Annotated in this window: 22 protein-coding genes; 13 read left to right on the top strand and 9 right to left on the bottom strand. The window is 60.3% G+C overall.

Annotated elements, in window-relative coordinates; translation table 11 throughout:
- Positions 1–78: 78 nt before the first annotated feature.
- Genes TRL7639_RS16135 through TRL7639_RS16125 form a run of 3 tightly spaced genes read left to right on the top strand, consistent with a single transcriptional unit; the run spans position 79 to position 2,166 of the window.
- Complete coding sequence (locus TRL7639_RS16135; protein ID WP_503089929.1) at positions 79–723, top strand: hypothetical protein; 645 nt, start codon at positions 79–81, stop codon at positions 721–723.
- A 16-nt stretch (positions 724–739) separates the two neighbouring features.
- Entirely contained in the window at positions 740–1,645 is a 906-nt protein-coding gene (locus TRL7639_RS16130; RefSeq protein WP_165759828.1) for a glycosyltransferase family 2 protein, read from the top strand.
- Positions 1,646–1,686: 41 nt separating this feature from the next.
- Positions 1,687–2,166: a DUF2244 domain-containing protein gene (locus TRL7639_RS16125; RefSeq protein WP_085796867.1), complete on the top strand. Its 480-nt coding sequence runs from the start codon at positions 1,687–1,689 to the stop codon at positions 2,164–2,166.
- 3 nt (positions 2,167–2,169) lie between these two features.
- On the opposite strand, the gene TRL7639_RS16120 is transcribed toward TRL7639_RS16125, so the two are convergent.
- The gene (locus TRL7639_RS16120; protein ID WP_085796866.1) at positions 2,170–2,655 is read right to left on the bottom strand and encodes a GatB/YqeY domain-containing protein; all 486 of its coding nucleotides are present in this window, start codon (positions 2,653–2,655) and stop codon (positions 2,170–2,172) included.
- A 195-nt stretch (positions 2,656–2,850) separates the two neighbouring features.
- Between TRL7639_RS16120 and carA the strand changes: the two genes are divergently transcribed.
- Together carA and TRL7639_RS16110 are read left to right on the top strand one after the other, a co-directional pair.
- The gene (gene carA / locus TRL7639_RS16115; RefSeq protein ID WP_085796865.1) at positions 2,851–4,017 is read left to right on the top strand and encodes a glutamine-hydrolyzing carbamoyl-phosphate synthase small subunit; all 1,167 of its coding nucleotides are present in this window, start codon (positions 2,851–2,853) and stop codon (positions 4,015–4,017) included.
- A gap of 72 nt (positions 4,018–4,089) precedes the next feature.
- On the top strand, positions 4,090–5,976 hold the full coding sequence (locus tag TRL7639_RS16110; protein ID WP_085796864.1) for a glycosyltransferase: 1,887 nt from the start codon (positions 4,090–4,092) through the stop codon (positions 5,974–5,976).
- Between the two features lie 2 nt (positions 5,977–5,978).
- On the opposite strand, the gene TRL7639_RS16105 is transcribed toward TRL7639_RS16110, so the two are convergent.
- Complete coding sequence (locus TRL7639_RS16105; protein ID WP_085796863.1) at positions 5,979–6,626, bottom strand: GntR family transcriptional regulator; 648 nt, start codon at positions 6,624–6,626, stop codon at positions 5,979–5,981.
- Positions 6,627–6,731: 105 nt separating this feature from the next.
- On the opposite strand from TRL7639_RS16105, the gene TRL7639_RS16100 reads away from it, so the two are divergent.
- From TRL7639_RS16100 to TRL7639_RS16085, 4 genes are all read left to right on the top strand, one after another.
- On the top strand, positions 6,732–7,376 hold the full coding sequence (locus TRL7639_RS16100; protein WP_085796862.1) for a pyrimidine 5'-nucleotidase: 645 nt from the start codon (positions 6,732–6,734) through the stop codon (positions 7,374–7,376).
- 89 nt (positions 7,377–7,465) lie between these two features.
- Positions 7,466–7,714 (top strand): hypothetical protein, encoded by a 249-nt coding sequence (locus TRL7639_RS16095; RefSeq protein ID WP_085796861.1) that lies wholly within the window; start codon positions 7,466–7,468, stop codon positions 7,712–7,714.
- A 72-nt stretch (positions 7,715–7,786) separates the two neighbouring features.
- Entirely contained in the window at positions 7,787–8,983 is a 1,197-nt protein-coding gene (locus TRL7639_RS16090) for a UbiH/UbiF family hydroxylase (protein ID WP_085796860.1), read from the top strand.
- A gap of 8 nt (positions 8,984–8,991) precedes the next feature.
- On the top strand, positions 8,992–9,684 hold the full coding sequence (locus TRL7639_RS16085; RefSeq protein ID WP_085796942.1) for a M50 family metallopeptidase: 693 nt from the start codon (positions 8,992–8,994) through the stop codon (positions 9,682–9,684).
- Here the strand turns inward: TRL7639_RS16085 and TRL7639_RS16080 are convergent.
- The 5 genes from TRL7639_RS16080 to hutI all read right to left on the bottom strand — a co-directional run bounded on the left by TRL7639_RS16080 (position 9,672) and on the right by hutI (position 16,136).
- Complete coding sequence (locus tag TRL7639_RS16080; protein ID WP_085796859.1) at positions 9,672–10,799, bottom strand: aminotransferase class V-fold PLP-dependent enzyme; 1,128 nt, start codon at positions 10,797–10,799, stop codon at positions 9,672–9,674. The genes TRL7639_RS16085 and TRL7639_RS16080 overlap by 13 nt on opposite strands.
- A 156-nt stretch (positions 10,800–10,955) precedes the next feature.
- Positions 10,956–12,635, bottom strand: a complete 1,680-nt coding sequence (hutU, locus tag TRL7639_RS16075) for a urocanate hydratase (protein WP_085796858.1) — start codon at positions 12,633–12,635, stop codon at positions 10,956–10,958.
- A complete protein-coding gene (gene hutG, locus TRL7639_RS16070; RefSeq protein ID WP_085796857.1) occupies positions 12,632–13,414 on the bottom strand; it encodes an N-formylglutamate deformylase in 783 nt (260 codons plus the stop codon). The genes hutU and hutG overlap by 4 nt, the downstream gene beginning before the upstream one ends.
- Positions 13,411–14,934: a histidine ammonia-lyase gene (gene hutH / locus TRL7639_RS16065; RefSeq protein ID WP_085796856.1), complete on the bottom strand. Its 1,524-nt coding sequence runs from the start codon at positions 14,932–14,934 to the stop codon at positions 13,411–13,413. Before hutH ends, hutG begins: the two co-directional genes overlap by 4 nt.
- Positions 14,931–16,136, bottom strand: coding sequence for an imidazolonepropionase (hutI, locus tag TRL7639_RS16060; RefSeq protein WP_085796855.1), 1,206 nt, complete (start codon positions 16,134–16,136; stop codon positions 14,931–14,933). Before hutI ends, hutH begins: the two co-directional genes overlap by 4 nt.
- Positions 16,137–16,210: 74 nt before the next feature.
- On the opposite strand from hutI, the gene TRL7639_RS16055 reads away from it, so the two are divergent.
- Together TRL7639_RS16055 and hutC are read left to right on the top strand one after the other, a co-directional pair.
- The gene (locus TRL7639_RS16055) at positions 16,211–17,578 is read left to right on the top strand and encodes a formimidoylglutamate deiminase (protein WP_085796854.1); all 1,368 of its coding nucleotides are present in this window, start codon (positions 16,211–16,213) and stop codon (positions 17,576–17,578) included.
- A gap of 87 nt (positions 17,579–17,665) precedes the next feature.
- The gene (gene hutC / locus TRL7639_RS16050) at positions 17,666–18,367 is read left to right on the top strand and encodes a histidine utilization transcriptional repressor HutC (RefSeq protein WP_207559684.1); all 702 of its coding nucleotides are present in this window, start codon (positions 17,666–17,668) and stop codon (positions 18,365–18,367) included.
- Between the two features lie 126 nt (positions 18,368–18,493).
- Here the strand turns inward: hutC and TRL7639_RS16045 are convergent, their stop codons facing one another.
- Both TRL7639_RS16045 and TRL7639_RS16040 read right to left on the bottom strand, forming a co-directional pair.
- Entirely contained in the window at positions 18,494–18,952 is a 459-nt protein-coding gene (locus tag TRL7639_RS16045) for an Lrp/AsnC family transcriptional regulator (protein WP_085796852.1), read from the bottom strand.
- Entirely contained in the window at positions 18,949–19,404 is a 456-nt protein-coding gene (locus tag TRL7639_RS16040) for an Lrp/AsnC family transcriptional regulator (RefSeq protein ID WP_085796851.1), read from the bottom strand. Before TRL7639_RS16040 ends, TRL7639_RS16045 begins: the two co-directional genes overlap by 4 nt.
- A gap of 133 nt (positions 19,405–19,537) precedes the next feature.
- Between TRL7639_RS16040 and ilvC the strand changes: the two genes are divergently transcribed.
- Positions 19,538–20,560, top strand: coding sequence for a ketol-acid reductoisomerase (gene ilvC / locus TRL7639_RS16035; protein ID WP_085796850.1), 1,023 nt, complete (start codon positions 19,538–19,540; stop codon positions 20,558–20,560).
- A 415-nt stretch (positions 20,561–20,975) separates the two neighbouring features.
- A complete protein-coding gene (locus tag TRL7639_RS16030) occupies positions 20,976–22,127 on the top strand; it encodes an aromatic ring-hydroxylating oxygenase subunit alpha (RefSeq protein ID WP_235820410.1) in 1,152 nt (383 codons plus the stop codon).
- Positions 22,128–22,285: the final 158 nt, after the last annotated feature.

Here is a 22,285-nt window from a genome sequence, read left to right as displayed (position 1 = left end):
GCAGACAACATGATACGTCGCCCACGCTTGCAAGAAAAAAGGCAGTTGGCAAATGGCCAGCTTGCCTACGACAAGTGCTTGACTGATTGGCAAGCACATGTGGACTCGGACGAGCTGCTTGTCCCTGGAAATCAGAGCAATATGCGTGAGCTGCTTTGGCAGGTCGACCCGAACTGTCCTGCCGCCTTGTTTGAACCCATTGAACCGCTGCATGGCAAAAAGAACGAATACGGGCACACACCGTTTCGTCGCTCGGTCCAAGATCTGAATCGACGCCAACGCCATCGTTTGTACGGCGACGACAACATGTTTTTGCGCCGCGGATTGCTGGGGCATTTTCATGGCAAGTCCATGCTGCGCAGCGGTCTGAAAGGGTGGAGCCACGGCATTCATGTCCCCCTGCCCCCTGCCGACGCCGAATTGCTCATTCATCCTATGGAAACCTCGCGATTGGCGCATATGCATTGCGAGGACAAGGGCGACTGGATTGCGCGAACACAACGCAGAACAAGTGATGCGCGGCGCGCCCTGTCCATGGGCAAATACGGTTTGGTCGACAAGCTCCATCAGCACCATGACGACCCGGATCAACGTCTGTCCACCGAGCAGCTTCTGTCCGACCTGTTTGATCGGGTCAATTGCCTGTCTGACACGCTCAAGTGGCGATTGGAACGGTTCGGCCTGCTCGAGTACCACTCGATCCCGCCACTGCCGAAGACATAAGAGAAAGCCGTTCAAGATGGTCAACAGTTGGAGTGTTTTTTCGCAAGTCAGAGAAACCCGGCCCGTTCTCGAGCGGTTCGTCAATCACCACCTGGAGCTGGGAGCCAGCTATGTGCACCTGTTCTTTGATGATCCCGACGATCCCTCTTTTGCACATTTTGCGCTCCAACCAGGGGTGATCGCGGAACGCTGCGGACCGCAGTATTGGGACGGGTTGAACCGCCGCCGCCCGCCTTATGTTGAACGACGTCAAATCTTGAACGGACGTCGCGCATATGAACAATGCCTGACCGATTGGCAGGCCCATGTGGACGCCGATGAACTGATTGTCAGCAACGCGGTTCCACTGGGCGATGCGCTGTCTCGGGTACCAAACGGATATCAGACAGCGCACATGCGCACCATCGAACCGATGCAATCTGATGTACACCCCACGGTGCCATTCAGACTGCCTATCGTGCACCTGAAATTCCGGACGCGCCAGCATATCTATGGGCCCGATCTGGCGCATTTCAAAAGCGGTGTGTTCGGCCACTATCAAGGGAAATCCTTCTTGCGCAGTGGATTGCCCGGCTGGGGGCATGGTATTCACTTTCCCCGCCCGACCGAAGACGTGACGAATGTCATCTTGAGAATGACCGATGTCAGAGTGGCCCACATGCATTGCGAAAACCGAGAACTCTGGGCGGACCGGACACTCGGAAAGATCAGGCATCCGCAATACAATATGCGTACAGGCGGTTTTACCTACCCGTTGCCAAGTTTGCAGACCGATACGCCTGCCGAGCAAATCCCCGACACGATCTTGCGTGATGAGCTTTTGAGCTTCTTTGACCGGATGAACGTCTTGTCGCCCGATTTGCAGCGGCGGTTGGAACCTTACAATTTGCTCGAATTCCACAATGTCAAAGTTATGGCTTGAATAATTTTGACCCGGCCCAGGGCACGACCTAGGTACAGCGCATGCCGTATGACTGGACAAACTCCAAGGACCATTCGCAAACGCTGCGCCTGTGGCCACACAATTCGCTCCCACCTCGGGGGGCGGCGGCATGGGTATTGTCAATCTTTGGCTTCGCCCTGATCCCCTTGTTTACGATGCTGGGCTCGGTCCTGCTGTGGGGACTGTTGCCTTTTGTATTGCTAGCCGTTGGGGGCATGTGGTGGGCGATCGAGGTCAACTATCGCCAACGTCGCATCCTTGAGGTTCTGACACTGTCCGACGATCACGCGCATCTGATCCGCCACAACCCGAATGGAGGTCACCAGGAATGGGCCTGCAATCGCTACTGGGCCCAGATCGAGATGCATCCCGATGGCGGCCCAGTGCCGAATTACGTCACTCTCAAAGGATCGGGGCGCGAGGTTGAGATCGGCGCCTTTCTGTCAGAAAACGAACGTCTCGCGCTTTATGATGAGTTGTCGGTCAAGTTGCGCCCGTAAGCGTCAGCACTGTCCGCCAGAAGCCGCACAGAGCTGGTCCTTGACCATAGGACCCACTTTGCCGAAATCCATCTGACCGGTATAGCGGCCCTTGAGCTCGCCCATGACCTTGCCCATGTCCCGGATCGAGGCCGCGCCAGTGACAGTGATCGCCTCGGAAATGGCTTTGGTCACTTCGCCATCGTTCAGCGCTTTGGGCAGGAATTCCGAGATGATCTCGACCTCCTGTTGCTCGCGCTCGGCCAGATCCAATCGCCCGCCCTCTTCATAGGCGCGCGCGCTTTCCTGGCGCTGCTTGGTCATTTTCCCAAGAATGGCAAGGACTTCAGCGTCGCTGATGCAGCTCGCCTCCTCACCGCCCACCGTGCGCGCAGCAATATCCTTGTCCTTGATCGCAGCATTGATCAGGCGCAGGGTCGACAGCCGTTGGGCCGCCTTGTCCTTCATCGCCTGTTTCAGGGCTGCATTGACGCGAGATCTCAGATCCATTTTCTGGTCCATCCCCATGGAAACACAAGACCCCGACCATACCGAAAGAAAAACCCTGGCACAACAGGAGGCCAATCCACCTAAGTTATTGAAAAATAACAATAGCCCAAAAATTGATTACCCTTGCCACACCCTTGACCCAGCGGCGTATCCCTCTTAGGTATGCGCCGGTTTACCCTGCAGGAGAGTCGCGCCATGACACAGTCCGCCCCGTCCAAGCCAACCGCATGTCTGGCCTTGGCAGATGGAACCCTTTTCTACGGTGTGGGATTTGGCGCTAAAGGGCGAACCACGGCCGAGCTGTGCTTTAACACGGCGATGACCGGCTATCAGGAAATCATGACCGACCCGTCCTATGCAGGGCAGATCGTGACCTTTACCTTCCCTCACATCGGCAACGTCGGCGTCACACCCGAAGATGACGAAACCGCAGATCCGGTGGCGGCAGGCATGGTGGTAAAATGGGACCCGACGCTGGCGTCGAACTGGCGCGCGACCGAAGAGTTGAAAACCTGGCTCGAGCGCCGTGGCCGGATCGCCATCGGCGGCATTGATACGCGCCGCCTGACCCGCGCCATCCGCCAGCAGGGCGCACCGCATGTGGCGCTGGCGCATGACCCCGAAGGCAACTTTGACATCGAGGCTCTGGTCGCGGCCGCGCGCGGCTTTGCCGGTCTGGAAGGCATGGATCTGGCCAAGGAAGTCACCTGCGCCCAAAGCTATCGCTGGGACGAGATGCGGTGGGCTTGGCCTGACGGCTATCCCAAGCAGGATGCCCCTCGTCACAAGGTTGTAGCACTGGACTATGGCGCAAAGCGCAACATCCTGCGTTGCCTGGCAAGTGCCGGTTGCGACGTGACCGTCCTGCCCGCGACCGCCACCGCAGCCGAAGTGCTGGCCCACAACCCCGACGGCGTGTTCCTGTCGAATGGCCCGGGTGACCCAGCTGCCACTGGCGAGTATGCCGTGCCGATGATCAAGGAAATCTTGGACACCACCGAACTTCCCGTGTTCGGCATTTGCCTTGGCCACCAGATGCTGGCGCTGGCCTTGGGTGGTCAGACCGTCAAGATGAACCACGGCCACCATGGCGCCAACCATCCCGTAAAGGATCTGGACACTGGCAAGGTCGAAATCACCTCTATGAACCACGGTTTTGCGGTCGATGCCCAAAGCCTGCCTGCGGGCGTGGTCGAAACCCACAAGTCTCTGTTTGACGGCTCGAACTGCGGCATCCGCATGACGGATCGCCCGGTGTATTCGGTACAATACCACCCCGAAGCTTCGCCCGGCCCGCAAGACAGCTTCTACCTGTTCGAGCGCTTCTCGGCTGCGATGGACGAGCAAAAATCCAACGCTTAAGTTGACTTAGTTAACACTCTGTTAACCTTATGATTGCAAACCTGACCCGGTGCTAGACATCGGGCGGGCTGCATGAGTGAGCAACTGTTACGACTAACCGCCGCTGCGCCGGCGACACACGAGCTGCAGCCAAATTTGCCGCTCGGTCGGTATCTTGTGCGCAACGGTGTGATCTCGCAGGATCAATTGGTCCGCGCGCTTCAGATGCAGCTCCAGCTGAACGCCCCCATTGGAGAAATTCTGGTCGCCGAAGGCTGGGCCGCACCGGGCGATATCCTGAACGCCCTCGCCTTGCAGAACGGCGTGCAGGTTGCAGATCTGGCTGAAAGCCCCCCGAATCCCGTTCTGTGCGAATTGCAGACCAGTCAATTCTGGCTGCGCCACAACGCCATTCCCTGGATGCAGCTTGGGCCCATGGTCTTGATTGCCACCTCTCGCCCGGATCAATTCGACATGATCCGCGATGCATTTGACGGCACCGGGGTCATGGTTCTGCCAGCTCTCGCCAGTGAATCACAGATCGACGATGCCCTTGCCAAGCAATTCGCTCGCACGCTGGCAGTCGCCGCGGAAACGCGGGTCCAACCCTATTACAGCTGCCGCAACTGGCGCATTACCCAACGTTTGCCCGCAATCCTGGCCACGCTGTGTGTCACCGCACTCGCCATTGCTGCACCAACGTGGGCCCTGACAGCGCTGTTTCTGGTTGCGGTGTTGACGCTGGCAATGTTTGCCACGCTCAAGGTCACGGCCTTTGTCACCCACCTGCTGGACCATTCCCATCTGACCGCACCAAGGCCCAAGTGTCACCCCGGTACGGTCGGGTTCAAATACCCCAAAGTGTCGGTCCTTGTACCGCTCTTCAAAGAACGCGAGATCGCCTCGGCTTTGATCCGCAGGCTCGGCCGCCTGACTTATCCCAAGGCCCTGCTCGACGTGGTGCTGGTACTCGAGGAAGAAGACGACGTGACACGCCAGACCGTGGCTGAAACCGACCTGCCTGCCTGGATCCGCGTGATCGAAGTGCCCGCACACACGGGGTTGACCACGAAACCACGGGCGATGAATTACGCGCTGGATTTCTGCCGCGGCGACATCATCGGTGTCTGGGACGCCGAAGACGCCCCAATGGCGGATCAGATCGAACATGTGGTCAGCCGCTTTGCGCAAACTGCTGATGACGTGGTTTGCCTGCAGGGCATTCTGGATTACTACAACCCCCGCAGCAGCTGGCGCGCGCGCTGTTTCACCATCGAATACTCCAGCTGGTTTCGTATCATCCTGCCCGGTATTGCGCGCATGGGGCTGGTTGTTCCGCTTGGGGGCACGACGCTGTTCTTTAAACGCGATGCGCTGGAAAAGCTGGGGGGCTGGGACGCGCATAATGTGACCGAAGACGCGGATCTGGGTGTACGCCTGTGCCGCGCCGGATACCGGACCGAACTGATCGATACGGTCACCTATGAAGAGGCCAATTTCCGCGCCTGGCCTTGGGTGAAGCAGCGTTCGCGCTGGCTCAAGGGATTCATGGTCACCTACCTTGTACACATGCGCTCACCCCGACAGCTATGGCGAGATCTGGGCGCGCGTCGGTTTCTTGGGGTCCAGGCGTTTTTCCTGGGCACATTCGGTCAATTCCTGCTGGCGCCGGTGCTTTGGTCCTTTTGGCTGATCCTCTTGGGGTTCAATCATCCGATCCAATCGGTGCTGCCAGCATGGGTCATCAACGCAAGCGTCGGCCTTTTCGTTGCCACTGAACTTTTGGCTCTGGCCGTCGGGCTGACATCCGTATCGCGTCGAGAGCGTCGGTTCCTGATGCCCTGGGTGCCGACAATGATCCTGTATTTCCCGTTGGGCGTTGTTGCAGCCTACAAGGCGCTCTATGAACTCGCCGTGGCACCGTTCTTTTGGGACAAAACGCAACATGGCCACGCCGACGAAGAACAGACGCCAAATTAGCCCTAACTGCGTTCGCGAATATCCGCGTCCTGTTTGAGCCGGGTCATGAACGCGATCGAAATGTGGTCTTTGAGCGCCGCCTCAGCCGCATCTTCGTCCCGCGCCTCAATGGCGTCGACGATGCCATTGTGTTCGCTCTGCGCAATTTCACCCCGGCCCTGAACCGCCAGCGAGGTCGTCGCCATCAACGCCATGGTGCGATGCACCAGATCCAACTGCTGCACCAGATAGCGGTTGTGCGAGGCCAGGTGGATTTGCACGTGAAAACGACGATTGGCACGGCTGAGCGCCTGTGGATCCCCCACCAGCGCATCATCGGCGATCACCATATCCCGCAGGACCTTGATCTCTTCCTCGGTGGCATGGCGCGCCGCAAGCCGCGCCGCCAACCCCTCCAACTCGCGTCGCACCTGATAAAGTTCGGACATCTGGTTGTGATCCAGCGAGGCCACGATCAGCGACCGCCCGTCACGTTCAAGCAGCGATTGCGTTTCAAGCCGTTGCAGCGCCTCGCGGATCGGGGTGCGCGACACGCCAAAGCGCTCGGCCAGATCGCTTTCGACCAACCTGTCACCGGGTTTGTAAACCCCGACATCAATCGCCTCGAGGATCAGGTGATAGGCGTCTTTCTGCGAATGCCGTTGGCTCATTTGGTCTCTGGACCTCCCTTGTGTCGGATATGTCTATCCCTGTGGACACACCGCAATCAAGTCTTGCCGTTGATTGCCCGTCTCAGCTGTCCTAGATAGCGGGACATGGTCAAAGACGCGTTCACAGAAGTTTCCCAATGGGTGTTCGATCTGGACAACACCCTATACCCGCCTCAAATGGGATTGTTCGATCAAATCGAAGTAAAGATGACGGAATACGTCATGACTCAGCTTGGCGTGTCCCGGGCCGAGGCCGACCGTCTGCGCTCGCACTATTGGCGCGAGCATGGCACGACGCTGGCTGGCCTCATGCGCGAACACGACATCGACCCCGCCCCCTATCTGGTTGCAGTGCACGATGTGGACATGACCCACATGACCCCCACCCCCGGCCTGGCCGACTGTATCCGCGCCCTGCCCGGTCGCCGCATCGTCTATACCAACGGCTCGGCGCCTTATGCCGAGCGGGTTCTGGCCGCGCGGGGGTTGAGCGGGCTTTTTGATGCGATCTATGGGGTCGAGGATGCGGGTTTTCGCCCCAAGCCGGAACGCGCCGCATTTGAGCAGGTGTTTGACCGTGACGGCATCACGCCCACACGGGCGGCGATGTTCGAGGATGACCCACGAAATCTGGCTGCGCCGCACGCCATGGGCATGCGCACGATCCTGGTCGCGCCCGAGCGCCATGACGGTGACCACATCCACCACCAAACCGTTGATCTTAAATCGTTTCTTGACCTTCTGAACTAGCCCGTCAACTGCGACGAAAACGCACCTAAAAGATGCATCTTTGACCCCATATATGCCGGTCATATCCACATCACACAGGAGCGTTTTCCATGGCCGCAATCGACATGCCCCCCCGCCTTCCATTCTGGCAGCGCGCGGTGTTTTCGGTGCCAATCTTTGGCCGAATGGCGCGCGAAGTGGCTTACGGCGACGAGGAAAACCTGCTTTACGCCGCAATCGCGTTCATCTGCGGCTGGGGCTGTTCGATCATGCTCTTTGGCTTGCCCGGTCTCTATCTACCCGCCTTGGCGCTGGTGCCGGTGATGTTCCTGGTGCTGATCGTCATCTCGCGGGGATGACAAAGGACAGGATGTCGCTTGGCCTTGCCCCCCTATCAGCACTAAGTTGCGCCTAAGAAAATGAGGCGCACCATGACTGACACCTGCGACATCCTGATTTCCGGCGGCGGCATTGCGGGCCTGACTGCGGCGGCGGCCTTTGGCCACGCAGGGTTCAGCGTTATCTGCGTCGACCCTGCGCCGCCCATCACCGAGCGGGACGTTGACGGCTCGGACATGCGCACGACGGCCTTTCTGCAACCGGCGCAGACCCTTCTGGACACTTGCGGCCTGTGGGCACGCCTGTCGGACCACGCTGCACCTTTGCAGATCATGCGCATCGTGGATGCGGGCGGAGAGTTGCCAGAGCCGCGCATCGTGCGGGACTTCAACGCCGCCGACATCTCGGACAAGCCCTTTGGCTGGAACCTGCCCAACTGGCTGTTGCGCCGAGAGATGGTGGCGCGTCTGGCAGAACTGCCAAACGTAGATTTCCGTCCCGGCACAGGCACGTCCGGCCTGTTCACCCGCACGGGCGAGGCCCGCGTGACCTTGACCGACGGCACCCGCGTCCGCTGCAAACTGGTACTGGCCGCTGATGGCCGCAACTCGCCCATGCGCGAGGCTGCAGGGATTGGCGTCAACACCATCCGCTATGGTCAAAAGGCGCTGGCGTTTGCCGTGACACACCCGATTTCGCACCAGAACGTTTCGACCGAAATCCACCGTTCAGGCGGCCCGTTCACGCTGGTCCCCCTGCCTGACTGGCAAGGCTCGCCGTCGTCTGCCATCGTCTGGATGGAACGCGGTGCAACCGCGCAAGAGTTGCTGGCGATGGAGCCCGAGGCGTTCGAGGCCGCGATGACCGAACGGTCCTGTGGCCTTTTTGGTCCGCTGAAACTCGCCTCGCGCCGCACCATCTGGCCCATCATCAGCCAATCGGCCGAGCATTTGAGCGGTGAACGCGTGGCGCTGATGGCCGAAGCCGCCCATGTGGTGCCCCCCATCGGCGCGCAGGGGCTGAACATGTCGCTGGGTGATCTGGGGACCCTGTTGGAGCTGGCACAAGCCCGCCCCGAGGGGTTGGGCGATGCTCAGATGCTCGAGGCCTATCACAAGGCCCGCCACAATGAGATCGCGTTGCGCGTCAAGGGCATCGACCTTTTGAACCGCGCCTCGATGGTGGAAACCCGCGCGCTGCGTGACGTGCGGGCCGCCGGGCTGAATGCGCTGTATTCGCTGGCACCTGTGCGCAAGACCTTGATGCAGATGGGCCTGGGCGTCCGGTGAACCGCCTGATGGCCCTTCTGCGCGGCCATTGGCAGCTGATTTTTTTGACGACGCTGTTGTTCGCCCTTTGGCAAACGCCGGTGGTGGCACCGCTCAAGATCCTGATCGTTTATCTGCACGAACTTTCGCATGTCATCGCGATCCTGGCCACGGGCGGTTCGGTTGAAAGCCTGACGGTCAACGCGAGCGAAGGCGGGTTGGTCATCTCACGCGGCGGCAACCGTTTCCTGAGCCTCAGCGCTGGCTACCTCGGCTCGCTCCTCCTCGGCGCTCTGCTCTTTGTAGCCGCCGTTCGAACACAGGCTGATCGCGCCATCTTGGGCGTTCTGGGCGGGATCATCCTGCTGACCACCGTGTTTTACAGTCGAGAGCCGTTTGCCGTGGGGTTCGGCCTGATCACAGGCCTTGGCATGCTCGCCATCGCACGCTTTCTACCGCGCGATTACAGTGATCTGATCCTGCGCGTTATTGGCCTGGCGAGCATGATCTACGTGCCTTACGACATCTTCAGCGATACGATCCAACGCTCGAATCTGCGATCCGACGCCCGCATGCTGGCCGAAGAATTCGGTGGTGCCACAGTGATGTGGGGGGCTTTATGGATCGTGCTCAGCCTGGGCGTGCTTGCCCTGTGCCTGCGCTACGGATTGGGGGCGGACAGCAACATCCGCCCCGCAAACAAGTCGCGTTACAGAACCTGATCCAACGCGCGTTTCAGGCGCCCGATGGTGCCGTCGACATCATAAAGTTTGTCGAGACCAAAGAGGCCTAGGCGGAAGGTGCTGAAGTCCGCAGGCTCGTCACATTGCAGCGGCACACCGGCCGCAATCTGCATGCCCAAGGCGGCGAACTTCTTGCCGTTCTGCACCTCAGGGTCGCTGGTATAGCTGACCACCACACCCGGCGCACCAAAGCCGTCGGCGGCGACCGAAACGATGCCCTTCTCGGCCAACATCGCACGCACACCGTCGCCAAGCGCCCACTGCGCATCGCGCAGCTTGTCAAAGCCATAGTCGCGGGTTTCGACCATCGTGTCACGGAACGCGCGCAGCGCATCGGTGGGCATGGTCGCGTGATAGGCATGGCCGCCATTTTCATAGGCCTGCATGATCTGGCGCCATTTTTTCAGGTCGATGGCAAAGCTGTCCGATGTCGTCTCTTCCAACCGCTGCTCGGCGCGCTCTGACAGCATCACCAGACCGGCGCAGGGTGACGCGCTCCACCCCTTTTGCGGGGCCGAGATCAAGACGTCGACGCCGGTCGCCTTCATGTCGATCCAGGCGCAGCCGCTGGCGATGCAGTCCAGCACCATCAGCGCCCCCACCTCATGCGCGGCAGCGGCCGTCGCGGTCACATAGTCATCGGGCAGGATGACACCCGCAGCGGTTTCCACATGCGGCGCAAAGACGATATCCGGCTTCTGCTCGCGGATCGCGGCGACAACCTCGTCAATCGGGGCCGGAGTGAACGGCGACGGGCTGGAATTGCCGGTCTGGCGCGCCTTCATCACCTGGGTGCTGGCGGTCAGATCGCCGGTCTCAAAGATCTGGCTCCAACGATAGGAAAACCAGCCGTTGCGCACGACCAGAACATTGGCCCCGCGCGCAAACTGGCGGGCCACAGCCTCCATCCCATAGGTGCCGCCACCCGGAATCACAGCCACGCCATGGGCGCCATAGACATCTTTCAGCATGTCCGAGATGTCGCGCATCACACCCTGAAAGGTGGCAGACATGTGGTTCAGGGACCGGTCGGTGAAAACCACCGAAAACTCTTCGAGCCCGTTGGGATCGACGGTATCAAGCAAGGCAGGCATGGGCGGTGTCCTTTTGTTCAAGTCGCAGGAACCTTGCCGCCCCAATTCCACCACGTAAAGCGCCAAACCGACACAGATCGACTTAGAAACCGACGCCTCTCCTTCCTCTTGCAGAAAATATCCCGGGGGTTTGGGGGCAGAGCCCCCATCCCAGTGTCACAAAATGCCCGGCAGGTTCAGATCATGCTCCCGCGCGCAATCCTTGGCGATGTCATAGCCCGCATCCGCGTGGCGCATCACACCGGTGGCCGGATCATTCCACAGGACATTGGCGATCCGACGATCCGCGTCCTCACTCCCATCGCAACAGATCACCATGCCCGAATGCTGGCTGAACCCCATGCCGACGCCACCACCGTGATGCAGCGACACCCAGGTCGCGCCCGAGGCGGTGTTGAGCAGCGCATTCAGCAACGGCCAGTCCGACACAGCATCCGAGCCGTCCATCATCGCCTCGGTCTCGCGGTTGGGCGAGGCTACCGAGCCGCTGTCGAGGTGATCGCGTCCGATGACAACCGGCGCTTTCAGCTCGCCATTGCGCACCATCTCGTTGAACGCCAGCCCCGCCTTGTGACGATCGCCCAGACCGATCCAGCAGATGCGCGCAGGCAAGCCCTGGAACGCAATCCGCTCTTGCGCCATGTCGAGCCAGCGATGCAGATGCTCGTTCTCGGGGAAGAGCTCCTTCATCTTGGCGTCGGTCTTGTAGATATCCTCGGGGTCGCCGGACAGCGCGCACCAGCGGAACGGGCCGATACCCTTGCAGAACAGCGGGCGGATATAGGCGGGCACAAAGCCGGGGAAGTCGAACGCGTTCTCAAACCCCTCGTCCAGGGCCACCTGACGAATGTTGTTGCCATAGTCCAGCGTAGGCACACCGGCGTTCCAGAAGTCTACCATGGCCTCGACATGCACCTTCATCGACGCGCGCGCCGCCGCTTCGACGGCCTTGGGGTCGCTTTCGCGTTTGGCGCGCCATTCGCCCATGGTCCAGCCCTGCGGCAGGTAGCCGTTGATCGGGTCGTGGGCCGAGGTCTGGTCGGTCACGATATCAGGACGCGTACCGCCAGCTTTCATCCGGCGCACCAGTTCTGGGAAGACATCCGCAGCATTGCCCAACAGGCCAACGGACTTGGCTTCGCCCGCAGCCGTCCAGCGCTCGATCATCTCAAGCGCCTCATCCAGAGTCTCAGCTTTCTCGTCCAGGTATTTGGTGCGCAACCGGAAATCGATGGAATCCGGGTTGCATTCCACGGCCAGACAGCAGGCTCCGGCGAACACAGCGGCCAGCGGCTGCGCGCCGCCCATGCCGCCCAATCCGCCAGTCAGGATCCACTTGCCCGTCAGGTCCCCATCAAAGTGCTGGCGCCCGGCCTCGGCAAAGGTCTCGTATGTACCCTGCACGATGCCTTGGGTGCCGATGTAGATCCACGAACCAGCCGTCATCTGGCCGTACATCGCCAGACCTTTCTTATCGAGCTCATTGAAGTGATCCCAATTGGCCCAGTGCGGCACCAGGTTCGAGTTTGCAATCAGCACTCGCGGCGCATCTGAATGGGTGCGAAACACACCCACCGGCTTACCGGATTGCACCAGAAGCGTCTGATCTTCTTCCAGATCCTTCAGGTTGGCGACGATCTTGTCGAAATCTTCCCAGGTCCGCGCAGCACGGCCAATGCCGCCGTAGACCACCAGCTCGTGCGGGTTTTCAGCCACATCAGGGTGCAGGTTGTTCATCAGCATCCGCATCGGCGCCTCGGTCATCCAGGACTTTGCCGTGATCTCGGGGCCAGTGGGCGGAAAGACGTCGCGAGAGTTTTTGCGGGGATCGGTCATACGGGGCTCCATTGTTTGAGCATGGTCAGAATATCGGTGAGATGGGCGCGCAGGGCATCCGCTTTGGCAGGCAAGTAATCCCAGGGCGCGACCTCGGTCATGTAGGTGGATTGCGCCAGTTCCATCTGGATCGCGTGCAGGTTTTCCGCCGGGCGACCATAGTGGCGCGTGGTCCAACCACCCTTGAAGCGACCATTTAGGATATGCGTGTAACCCTCTGCATTTCTGCAGATTTCATAGGTTTCATTTTCGATCCCAGGCGCGCAGGTTTCACCCAGATTGGTGCCGATGTTGAAATCGGGCAGCACGTCGTCGAACAGGAACGGGATGTGCGACCGGATCGAGTGGCAGTCGTAGAGCACCGCAAACCCGTGAATGTCCTTCACGCGCTGCAACTCTGCCTCAAGCGCCGCATGATACGGCGCATGATAGCTGTCGCGGCGACGGGTGATCTCAGCTTCATCCGGCGCCATCCCTTCGCGGTAGATTGGCAAACCGTCGAAATCTGTGGTCGGGCACAAGGTTGTGGTGTTCTGCCCCGGATAAAGGCTCACGCCCGCAGGGTCGCGGTTCACGTCGATCACATAACGGTGCACCGGCGTGCGCACGGTGGTGATGTTTTCGACCAACCCGGCATAGAGATCATGGATATGCCAATCGGTGTCGGCCAACGCCTGGCCGGTCTCGTTCAGCGTCTCCCAGATCTCGGGCGGCACATCCGTCCCGGTGTGCGGCAGGCCCAGAACCAGCGGGCTGTTGCCTTGGGTAACCTCGATCATGCGGGCACCTCAAGGCCTGCGACCCCAGCCAGTTCGCCAGAGCGGACCATGGCGGATGCAGCCTCGATATCGGGTGCCAGATAGCGGTCCTCGGCCAAAGTTGGGACGGTGTCGCGCAAATGGGCTATCACCGCTTGCAGACCGGTTGAGGTGACCAACGGCGCGCGGGCCTCGACGCCCTGAGCCGCACAAAGCAACTCGACCCCCAAGATCACTGACAGGTTGTCGTTCATCCGGCGCAGACGCAGCGCACCATGGGCGGCCATGGACACGTGGTCCTCTTGATTGGCCGAGGTGGGCGTGGAATCAGTCACACAAGGGTTGGCCAAGTGCTTGTTTTCACTCATCAAGGCCGCTGTTGTAACCTCGGCAATCATGAAGCCCGAGTTCAGACCCGGATCAGGGGTCAGGAAGGGCGGCAGATCGTAGCTGAGCGTTGGATCGACCATCAGCGCCACCCGGCGTTGTGCAATCGCGCCGATCTCGGCCACGGCCAGTGCGATCTGATCCGCCGCAAAGCCCACGTATTCAGCATGGAAGTTGCCGCCCGAAACGATCCGTCCCTCGTTCACCAGTACAAGCGGGTTGTCGGTGACGGCGTTGGCTTCGATCTCCAGCGTTTTGGCGGCCATGCGCAGCACGTCCAGCGCGGCGCCAACAACCTGCGGCTGGCAACGGATGCAATACGGGTCCTGCACGCGAGTATCGTCCTCGCGGTGGCTTTCGCGGATCTCAGAGCCGTCCATCAGCGTTCGCATCCCCTGCGCCACATCAATCTGACCGGCATGGCCGCGCAGGGTGTGGATGTCGGCCAACAAGGGCGCAGTCGAGCCCATGATCGCATCCGTCGACAGCGAGGCGATCGTCATCGAGGCTTCGACCATGCGCCAGGCATCAAACAGGCCAGCCAGAGCGTTGGCGGTGGAAAACTGCGTGCCGTTGATCAAGCCCAGCCCCTCTTTCGGGCCAAGCACAACCGGGGTCAGGCCCGCTTGGGCCAAGGCGTCAGCCGCAGGCATCCGCGCGCCCCGAAAAGTCGCCTCGCCCGCACCGATCATAGCAGCCGCCATATGCGCCAGTGGTGCCAGATCACCGGAGGCCCCGACCGAACCCTGTTCCGGGATCACAGGCGTCACGCCCGCCTCGAGCATCGCCTCGATCAGCGCGATCACCTCCCACCGAACGCCAGATGCACCGCGCCCCAGCGACAGCAACTTGAGCACCATCATCAGGCGTGTGCGATCCTCGGCCAAGGGCTGACCGACGCCACAGCAATGCGACAGGATCAGATTACGTTGCAGGGTCGCGGTATCTTCGGGCGCGATCTTTTTGCTGGCCAGCTTTCCAAAGCCAGTGTTGATGCCATAGACCGCCGCCTCGCCAGCGGCAGCATCGGCCACCATCTGTGCGGCCACCTCGACAGCCGGGCGCGCCGAAGCGTCCAGTTTGGCGGGTGCCATATTTCGGTAAATCTCGCGCAGCGTGGCCAGGTTCACGGCCCCGGGGGTGAGAGAAATCATGCAGTATCTCCGTTAAGACGTTCGTGGAGAGGGTTGAATCCAATGCGATAAGACAGCTCGGCAGGCGTCTGAACATCCCAGATCGCGAAATCCGCAACAAACCCTTCACGCAACTGACCCCGGTCGGACAAGCCAAGTGCCTTGGCGCCGTTGCGGGTCACACCTGTCAGCGCCTCGAGCGGCGTCATTCGAAAGAGCGTGCAGGCCATGTTCATCGTCAACAGCAGTGAGGTCAACGGTGAGGAACCGGGGTTGCAGTCAGTCGCCAGAGCCATCGGCACGCCATGGGCGCGGAAATGATCGATGGGGGGAGCTTGCGTCTCGCGGATCGTGTAGAAAGCGCCGGGCAGGATTACCGCAACCGACCCGCTGTTGGCCATCGCTCGCGCGTCATCTTCTGTCGCGTATTCCACATGATCCACCGACAGTGCGTCGTAGCGGGCCGCCAATTGTGTACCGCCCAGATGGCTCAGCTGTTCGGCGTGCAGCTTGACAGGCAAGCCCAGCTCTTGGGCCACTTTGAACACCTGCTCGATCTGATCCGGCTGAAACGCGATCCCTTCGCAGAACCCGTCGACCGCATCCACCAGCCCCTCGGCGTGGGCCGCGCGCAGGGCGGGAATGCAGACGTCATCGATATAGGCGCCATCACGGCCTGAGTATTCGGCAGGCGTGGCATGGGCACCCAAAAAGGTCGTTTTGATCAGCACCGGGCGCAGCTCTTGCAGCCGGCGCGCAGCACGCAGCATGTTCAGTTCAGTCTCAAGATCCAGTCCATAGCCGGATTTGACCTCGACCACGCTCACACCCTCGGCCAACAGCGCATCCAGACGCGGCAACGCAAGCCGCACCAGCTCGTCGACGCTGGCTGTGCGCGTGGCAGTGACGGTCGAGACAATGCCCCCCCCGGCCCGCGCGACCTCTTCGTAGCTTGCACCATTGAGGCGCATCTCGAACTCCATTGCGCGATCACCGCCAAAGACGATGTGCGTATGACAATCGATAAAGGACGGCGTCACCAGCCGCCCATCGGCATCGCGGCGGGGCAAATCTGCGTAATCTTCGGGCAGGTTCTCTCCGATCCAGGCGATTCGACCATCCCGCACAGCCACGGCACCCTGAATCAGCCCGTAACCCTCTGAGTTTTCGTCCATTGTCGCCAGTTGGGCGTTCAACAGCACATAATTGAATTTGTCGCTCATCAGCGTCCACTTCTCTCTTGATGCGGCGAAACGTATGGGATTATAAATCTTATGTCTATACATATGAGGAAGCGATGCAGAGAATTTTCGCGAACCGCGCCCGCACCCCCGATGGCTGGCTAAGCGACGTTGTTGTGACGGTTGAAGAGGGTCGGATTGCGTCGATTGAAGCGGGCCGATCCCCGCAAGCCCATGACACGCGCGTGGACGTTTTGCTGCCCTCGCTGGGGAACTCGCATTCGCATTCGTTCCAACGCGCCATGGCGGGCATGACCGAGGTACGCGCGGCCGGGAAAGACAGCTTCTGGACCTGGCGCACGCTGATGTACCGTTTCATGGAGCACATCACGCCCGAACAGTACGAGGCCATCGCCGCCTTGGTGTTCATGGAGATGCTCGAGGCGGGCTATGCTTCGGTCGGGGAATTCCACTATGTCCACCACCAGCCCGGCGGCGCGCGGTTTGACACGATGACGGAACTGAGCGACCGCGTGTTTGCTGCCGCCAACGCCACAGGCATCGGCCTGACCCATTTGCCCGTTCTCTACACCTATGGTGGTGCGGGGGCGCAGCCCCTGAGCGGTGGCCAGCTGCGGTTCGGCAATACAGTGGACAGTTTTGCCGAACTGGTGACACAAGCCCGCGCCCATGCCGCACGCAACCTGCCGCACGATGCCCGCGTGGGCATTGCGCCGCATTCGCTGCGCGCCACCTCTCCCTCGGATCTGGCCGAGGCCTTGTCACTACAGGATCAGAACCCGGTTCACATCCACATCTCGGAACAACCCAAGGAAGTGGCCGACATTCAGGATTGGCTGGGCGCCCGCCCGGTTGAATGGCTGCTGGGGCACGCCCCCGTCGACGCCTCATGGTGCCTGATCCACGCCACCCACATGACCGACGAGGAAACCCGCAATATGGCCAGCTCGGGTGCTGTTGCGGGCCTGTGCCCAATCACCGAGGCAAATCTGGGCGATGGTCCATTCATTGGCCCGACCTTCCTGGCCGAGGGTGGCGCCTATGGCGTCGGCTCGGATTCCAACGTGCGGATCTCGCTTACCGAAGAGCTGCGCACGCTGGAGTATTCGCAGCGCCTGCGGGACTTACAGCGCAACGTGATGATCCCGGGCGAAGGCTCTGTCGGGGCCGCGATCTACCTGGACGCCGCTCAAGGTGGGGCGCAGGCCCTGGGACGGCAGGCCGGGCACATCAGCACCGGCAGCCTTGCCGATCTTGTGGCGGTGAATGGCGCGGACACGGCGCTGTGCGCTGTAGAGGGCGATCAACTGCTGGACGCTTTGGTGTTTGCCGCAAGCGACAACGTGGTCACCGACGTCTGGTCTGCGGGCCGACATATGGTCCAGAATGGGCGCCACTTGGAGAGGGAACAGATTGTTTCGTCATATACTCTCGCCATTCGGTCGCTCATTGACGCCATTTGATGCTAAACCGAGTCAGCTTCCCTTTACTCTTTTGGTTGAATCTGGGCAGATAAACGCACTCACTCAGGAAATAGGAGTCGCTCAGTTTTGCAGACCCCGAAACGAACCACCTTTCACGCCGTGCGTGACGAGGTCAAAAGACGGATCGAGGCGCGGATCTGGCCCCAAGGGGCTTTGCTCCCGACCGAAACCGAACTGGCCGAGGAATTCGGTTGTGCCCGCGCCACGGTGAACCGGGCGCTTCGGGAATTGGCGGATCAGGGATTTGTCGAGCGGCGGCGCAAAAGCGGGACGCGGGTCAAGACCGCCCCGACAAAACACGCCAAGATTGAAATCGCGGTCGTGCGGCAAACGGTCGAAGAACAGAACGCCGTGTACCGCTATGCGCTGGTTGAACGGTCGTTATCCGAGGCGCCGGCCTGGCTGTCCTCGCAATTGGGGCTGGCACCCGGGACGCGAGTTCTGCATCTGCTGTGCATGCACTACGCCGACAACCGACCGTTTCAATTCGAAGAACGGTGGATCAACATAGCGACGGTACCCGACATCGAATATGCGGATCTGACAACAGTGGGACCCAACGAGTGGCTGCTGAACGCGGTCCCGTTTACCGATGCGGAAATCACCTTTTCGGCGGTGGCAACGGATGCCAAGCTGTCCGAATTTCTGTCGACAGCCGTCGGAACACCGGTGATCCAACTGGAGCGCACCACCTGGTTGCAGGGGAAACCGGTCACCTATGTCCGCATGACCCACCACCCCGGCTATCGGTTCCGCACCCAGTATTGAAGACAGCACCAGGGTCCCGGGGGGGCACTCCCGCCCGTCGTCGATCTCCCTTCCGGGACATCTCCTCCCGTTGGGCCCGGCAGGCTCGGGCTGCGCCCTCGCCTGCGGGCGCGCCTGAAATCAGGGTCAGCCGATTGGTCCTGGCCGTCGCTCTTCGCTGAGAAGGACATTGGCCTCGACGTCCCCTGCCCCCGGCAAGGTCATGATCCGGCGGCGCAGAACACGCTCGAAATCCGAAAGGTCCCGCGCAACCACGCGCAAGCGGTAGTCATAGAGCCCAAGCACGTGCTCGACCGTCTGCACCTCGGGGATGGCGCTGACGGCGCGTTCGAAATCCTCCAGGCTCACCTGTCCCTTTCGTGCCAGTTTGACACCCAGAAACACCGTCACCCCAAACCCGAGCGCCTCGGCATTGAGCCGGAGCCGTCGCCCTTTGATCACACCAGCCTGCTCCAACCGCTTGATTCGCCGCCATGTGGCAGGCTGGGACAAGCCGAACCGACGCCCCAAAGCGCCTGCGCTCAGGCTCGCGTCCTGCACCAGCGCCCTCAGAATGTTGCGGTCCATGTCGTCCAGTTCGATCACAACGGCAGCCCCTCGGCACTTTTGACGCGCGCGATGTGCATCAAGGCCTCGATATCGGCGATATGTGGCAGGGTCAGGATACGATCACGGTAGAGCTGCTGATAATGCGCCATGTCTCGTGCGATCACCGAAAGGCGCACATCGACCCGCCCCAGGAAAGTCTGAATCTCGATCACCTCGGCCACCTGGCGCGCCGCTGCCGTGAATTCGTCAAAAGCGCGCGCCTGCGTCTTGTCCAATGTCACGCGCAAGGACACCTCGACCGCATAGCCCAAGATGGCCCAGTCGATCACCGCCTCCTGGCCCTGGATAATCCCGGTCGCTTGCATTTTTTCGATCCTCCGCCAGCAGACACCGGAGGTGATACGGCACAGGTCCGCCAAGTCAGCCGTGCTCAGGCTTGGGTCGGCCTGAAAGTGCCGCAAGATACGGCGATCGATATCATCAAGCATGATTTTCTCAAGATTCACGTTGTTGACGAATTATTCTTCACAATTCCCACAAATCCTCAACCCCAACCCTCTCGCCAATCCGGCAACGCCCGGATAGAACAGCCTCAGTTCAATTCTGCAAAGGACCGCTGACATGCGCGTTTACTACGATCGCGATTGCGACATTAACCTGATCAAAGACAAAAAAGTGGCCATCCTGGGCTACGGCTCGCAAGGTCACGCGCATGCGCTGAACCTGCGCGACTCGGGCGCAAAGAACCTTGTTGTTGCTCTGCGCGAAGGCTCTGCATCGGCCAAGAAAGCCGAAGCCGAAGGTCTGGAAGTCATGGGTATCGCCGAAGCGGCAGCCTGGTGTGACGTGATCATGTTCACCATGCCCGACGAGCTGCAGGCAGAGACTTACAAGAAATATGTTCACGACAACATCAAGCCGGGCTCTGCAATTGCCTTTGCTCACGGTCTGAACGTGCACTTTGGCCTGATCGAGCCCAAAGAAGGCGTCGACGTCATCATGATGGCCCCCAAAGGCCCAGGCCACACCGTGCGCGGCGAATACACCAAAGGCGGCGGCGTGCCCTGCCTGGTGGCGGTTGACCGCGACGCATCGGGCAAGGCGCTGGAAATCGGCCTGTCGTATTGCTCGGCCATCGGTGGCGGCCGCTCGGGCATCATCGAGACCAACTTCCGCGAAGAATGCGAAACTGACCTGTTCGGCGAGCAGGCCGTTCTGTGCGGTGGTCTGGTTGAGCTGATCCGCTGCGGTTTCGAGACCCTGGTCGAAGCGGGCTATGCGCCCGAGATGGCTTATTTCGAGTGTCTGCACGAAGTGAAGCTGATCGTGGACCTGATCTATGAAGGCGGCATCGCAAACATGGATTACTCGATCTCGAACACCGCCGAGTACGGCCAGTACGTCACCGGCCCGCGCATCCTGAACTACGACGAAACCAAAGCGCGTATGAAAGACGTTTTGACCGACATTCAGACCGGTAAATTCGTTCGTGACTTCATGTTGGAAAACGCCGTCGGTCAGCCGACCATCAAAGCCGCGCGTCGCCACAACGACGAGCACCAGATCGAAGCCACTGGCGAAAAGCTGCGCGGCATGATGCCCTGGATTTCGGCCGGCAAAATGGTCGACAAAGAAAAGAACTGATCTTTCAGATCTTTTTCACGTTCGAGGGCGGAGCAGAGATGCTTCGCCCTTTTTTGTTTTCGTGGTCTCGCGCTGTCCAAACGATGTAAGAATTGGCTTGCCCTTTGGATGACGCTACACTGACCCAATAGACGATAAATTTGAGCCTTTGACCTGTTCACACGGACAAATAGATCATGACACCGCTACGCGCATTGATTGTTGGAGTATTGGGCTTCGTGCTGTCCGGGTGTGAGCCACCGTCGAACATGTCCCAAGAACAGGTGAATTATCACAAGGCGAACAGAGCCTCATACATGTTTCAAGGACGTTGAGACCTGTCTAGATGCTAGAACGGGGCAAGATTTCTTGCAGGCGCCCCTTTAAACTGTCTCATGCGACAGCTAATTGAATGCCAGCAAGGAAAGGACCCCCCATGCCAGCGCAAATTCTGCCTAAGGACGCTTATTATTCGCCCGAGTGGTTTCAGCGGGAACAGGAGACCCTGTTCACCAAAACCTGGCAGCTTGTGGCCTATGAGAGCGATTTCAAAGACACCGGCGATTATGTCACGGCCCGTATCGGCGTGCAGCCCATTGCCGTGGTTCAGGATGCCGAAGGCAACTTGAACGCGTTCAAGAACATCTGCCGCCACCGGGGGACCGAACTGCTGGAAGGGCGCGGAAATGCAGGCAAGACGCTGGTCTGCCCCTATCACCGCTGGACCTTTGGATTGGACGGGCAGTTACGCGGCGTGCCGGACCGGTCCGAGTGCTTCCCCGACCTGGATCGCAAGTCGCTGAACCTGCATGACGCCTCGATCGGGCGGTGGAAGGGGATGATCTTTGTCAATCCGGATCCCAAGGCCAGTTTTGCCGATTGGATCGCGCCGCTGGATGCAGCCCCGTTTCCGCATGACATCACCGACCCTAAACTGCAGGCCAGCGAAGAATTCGTCTATAAGCTCAAGTGCAATTGGAAGGTATTCTTCGAGAATGCCATCGACGGGTATCATTTGGCCTATCTGCATGAAAACACGCTGGGTGGGCCCAAGGTTGGTGTGAACGTCTGGGACCTGCATGGCGAGCACATGGTCTGGTATTCGACCGAGCGCGACGGGATCAAGAACCGCATCCCGGTCTTTGTCGAACAGCAGACGCGCGGGGCTGGGATGGCCAAGATCAAGGGCGCGGGCGATCCCGGCTATGGTGGCGTCTACATGATGTTTCCGACAACTATGATTGTCCCCTCACCCTGGTCGCTGACCATTTCCACGCTGGAACCGGTGGATGGCGACACCACGATCATGCGCTCGCGCACCTGGTCGCCCAAAAGCTGGTGGAGCTACAAGGAACCGCTCAAGGGGACGCCGGGGTATGACCCCGAGACCGGAATGATCGAATCCAAAAACTGGACGGATCATCCGCTGGAGACAGGCGATTTCCAGACCGAGGACGTCTGGGTCTGCGAAAAGATGCAGCGGTCCCTGCGCTCGCCGGATTACTCGGTCGCCGCCCTGGCCGAAGGCTTAGGGGGAGAGGTCATGCTGGCCGAGTTTCAAAAAATGGTGCGCGACGCTTGCATATGAAGAGCCGAAGGGGAGGCTCCCGCGCCCGAGCAGACCTGACTGCGTCAGCCCCGCTAACGGCCTTGGGCCGGGCGCCTCGCCTAGCGGCTCGGCGCGGGCCCGTCCGTGGCCTCTGCTCAGCCTGAATCGCCAACGTACGAGCGACCTTTGTCCTGTTG

Source organism: Falsiruegeria litorea R37 (genome assembly GCF_900172225.1).
GTDB classification, from domain to species: Bacteria; Pseudomonadota; Alphaproteobacteria; order Rhodobacterales; family Rhodobacteraceae; genus Falsiruegeria; species Falsiruegeria litorea.
This window is presented reverse-complemented; position numbering and strand designations above follow the sequence as displayed.

What these genes read in the sequence shown, in the direction of transcription:
- hutH (WP_085796856.1), bottom strand. Translation starts at nt 14,934, where the DNA reads ATGATTTCTCTCACCCCCGGGGCCGTGAACCTGGCCACGCTGCGCGAG.
- TRL7639_RS16030 (WP_235820410.1), top strand. Translation starts at nt 20,976, where the DNA reads ATGCCAGCGCAAATTCTGCCTAAGGACGCTTATTATTCGCCCGAGTGG.
- TRL7639_RS16100 (WP_085796862.1), top strand. Translation starts at nt 6,732, where the DNA reads ATGGTCAAAGACGCGTTCACAGAAGTTTCCCAATGGGTGTTCGATCTG.
- TRL7639_RS16125 (WP_085796867.1), top strand. Translation starts at nt 1,687, where the DNA reads ATGCCGTATGACTGGACAAACTCCAAGGACCATTCGCAAACGCTGCGC.
- TRL7639_RS16040 (WP_085796851.1), bottom strand. Translation starts at nt 19,404, where the DNA reads ATGCTTGATGATATCGATCGCCGTATCTTGCGGCACTTTCAGGCCGAC.
- TRL7639_RS16085 (WP_085796942.1), top strand. Translation starts at nt 8,992, where the DNA reads ATGGCCCTTCTGCGCGGCCATTGGCAGCTGATTTTTTTGACGACGCTG.
- TRL7639_RS16080 (WP_085796859.1), bottom strand. Translation starts at nt 10,799, where the DNA reads ATGCCTGCCTTGCTTGATACCGTCGATCCCAACGGGCTCGAAGAGTTT.
- hutI (WP_085796855.1), bottom strand. Translation starts at nt 16,136, where the DNA reads ATGAGCGACAAATTCAATTATGTGCTGTTGAACGCCCAACTGGCGACA.
- TRL7639_RS16095 (WP_085796861.1), top strand. Translation starts at nt 7,466, where the DNA reads ATGGCCGCAATCGACATGCCCCCCCGCCTTCCATTCTGGCAGCGCGCG.
- hutG (WP_085796857.1), bottom strand. Translation starts at nt 13,414, where the DNA reads ATGATCGAGGTTACCCAAGGCAACAGCCCGCTGGTTCTGGGCCTGCCG.
- ilvC (WP_085796850.1), top strand. Translation starts at nt 19,538, where the DNA reads ATGCGCGTTTACTACGATCGCGATTGCGACATTAACCTGATCAAAGAC.
- carA (WP_085796865.1), top strand. Translation starts at nt 2,851, where the DNA reads ATGACACAGTCCGCCCCGTCCAAGCCAACCGCATGTCTGGCCTTGGCA.
- TRL7639_RS16130 (WP_165759828.1), top strand. Translation starts at nt 740, where the DNA reads ATGGTCAACAGTTGGAGTGTTTTTTCGCAAGTCAGAGAAACCCGGCCC.
- TRL7639_RS16110 (WP_085796864.1), top strand. Translation starts at nt 4,090, where the DNA reads ATGAGTGAGCAACTGTTACGACTAACCGCCGCTGCGCCGGCGACACAC.
- TRL7639_RS16120 (WP_085796866.1), bottom strand. Translation starts at nt 2,655, where the DNA reads ATGGATCTGAGATCTCGCGTCAATGCAGCCCTGAAACAGGCGATGAAG.
- hutU (WP_085796858.1), bottom strand. Translation starts at nt 12,635, where the DNA reads ATGACCGATCCCCGCAAAAACTCTCGCGACGTCTTTCCGCCCACTGGC.
- TRL7639_RS16105 (WP_085796863.1), bottom strand. Translation starts at nt 6,626, where the DNA reads ATGAGCCAACGGCATTCGCAGAAAGACGCCTATCACCTGATCCTCGAG.
- TRL7639_RS16055 (WP_085796854.1), top strand. Translation starts at nt 16,211, where the DNA reads ATGCAGAGAATTTTCGCGAACCGCGCCCGCACCCCCGATGGCTGGCTA.
- TRL7639_RS16090 (WP_085796860.1), top strand. Translation starts at nt 7,787, where the DNA reads ATGACTGACACCTGCGACATCCTGATTTCCGGCGGCGGCATTGCGGGC.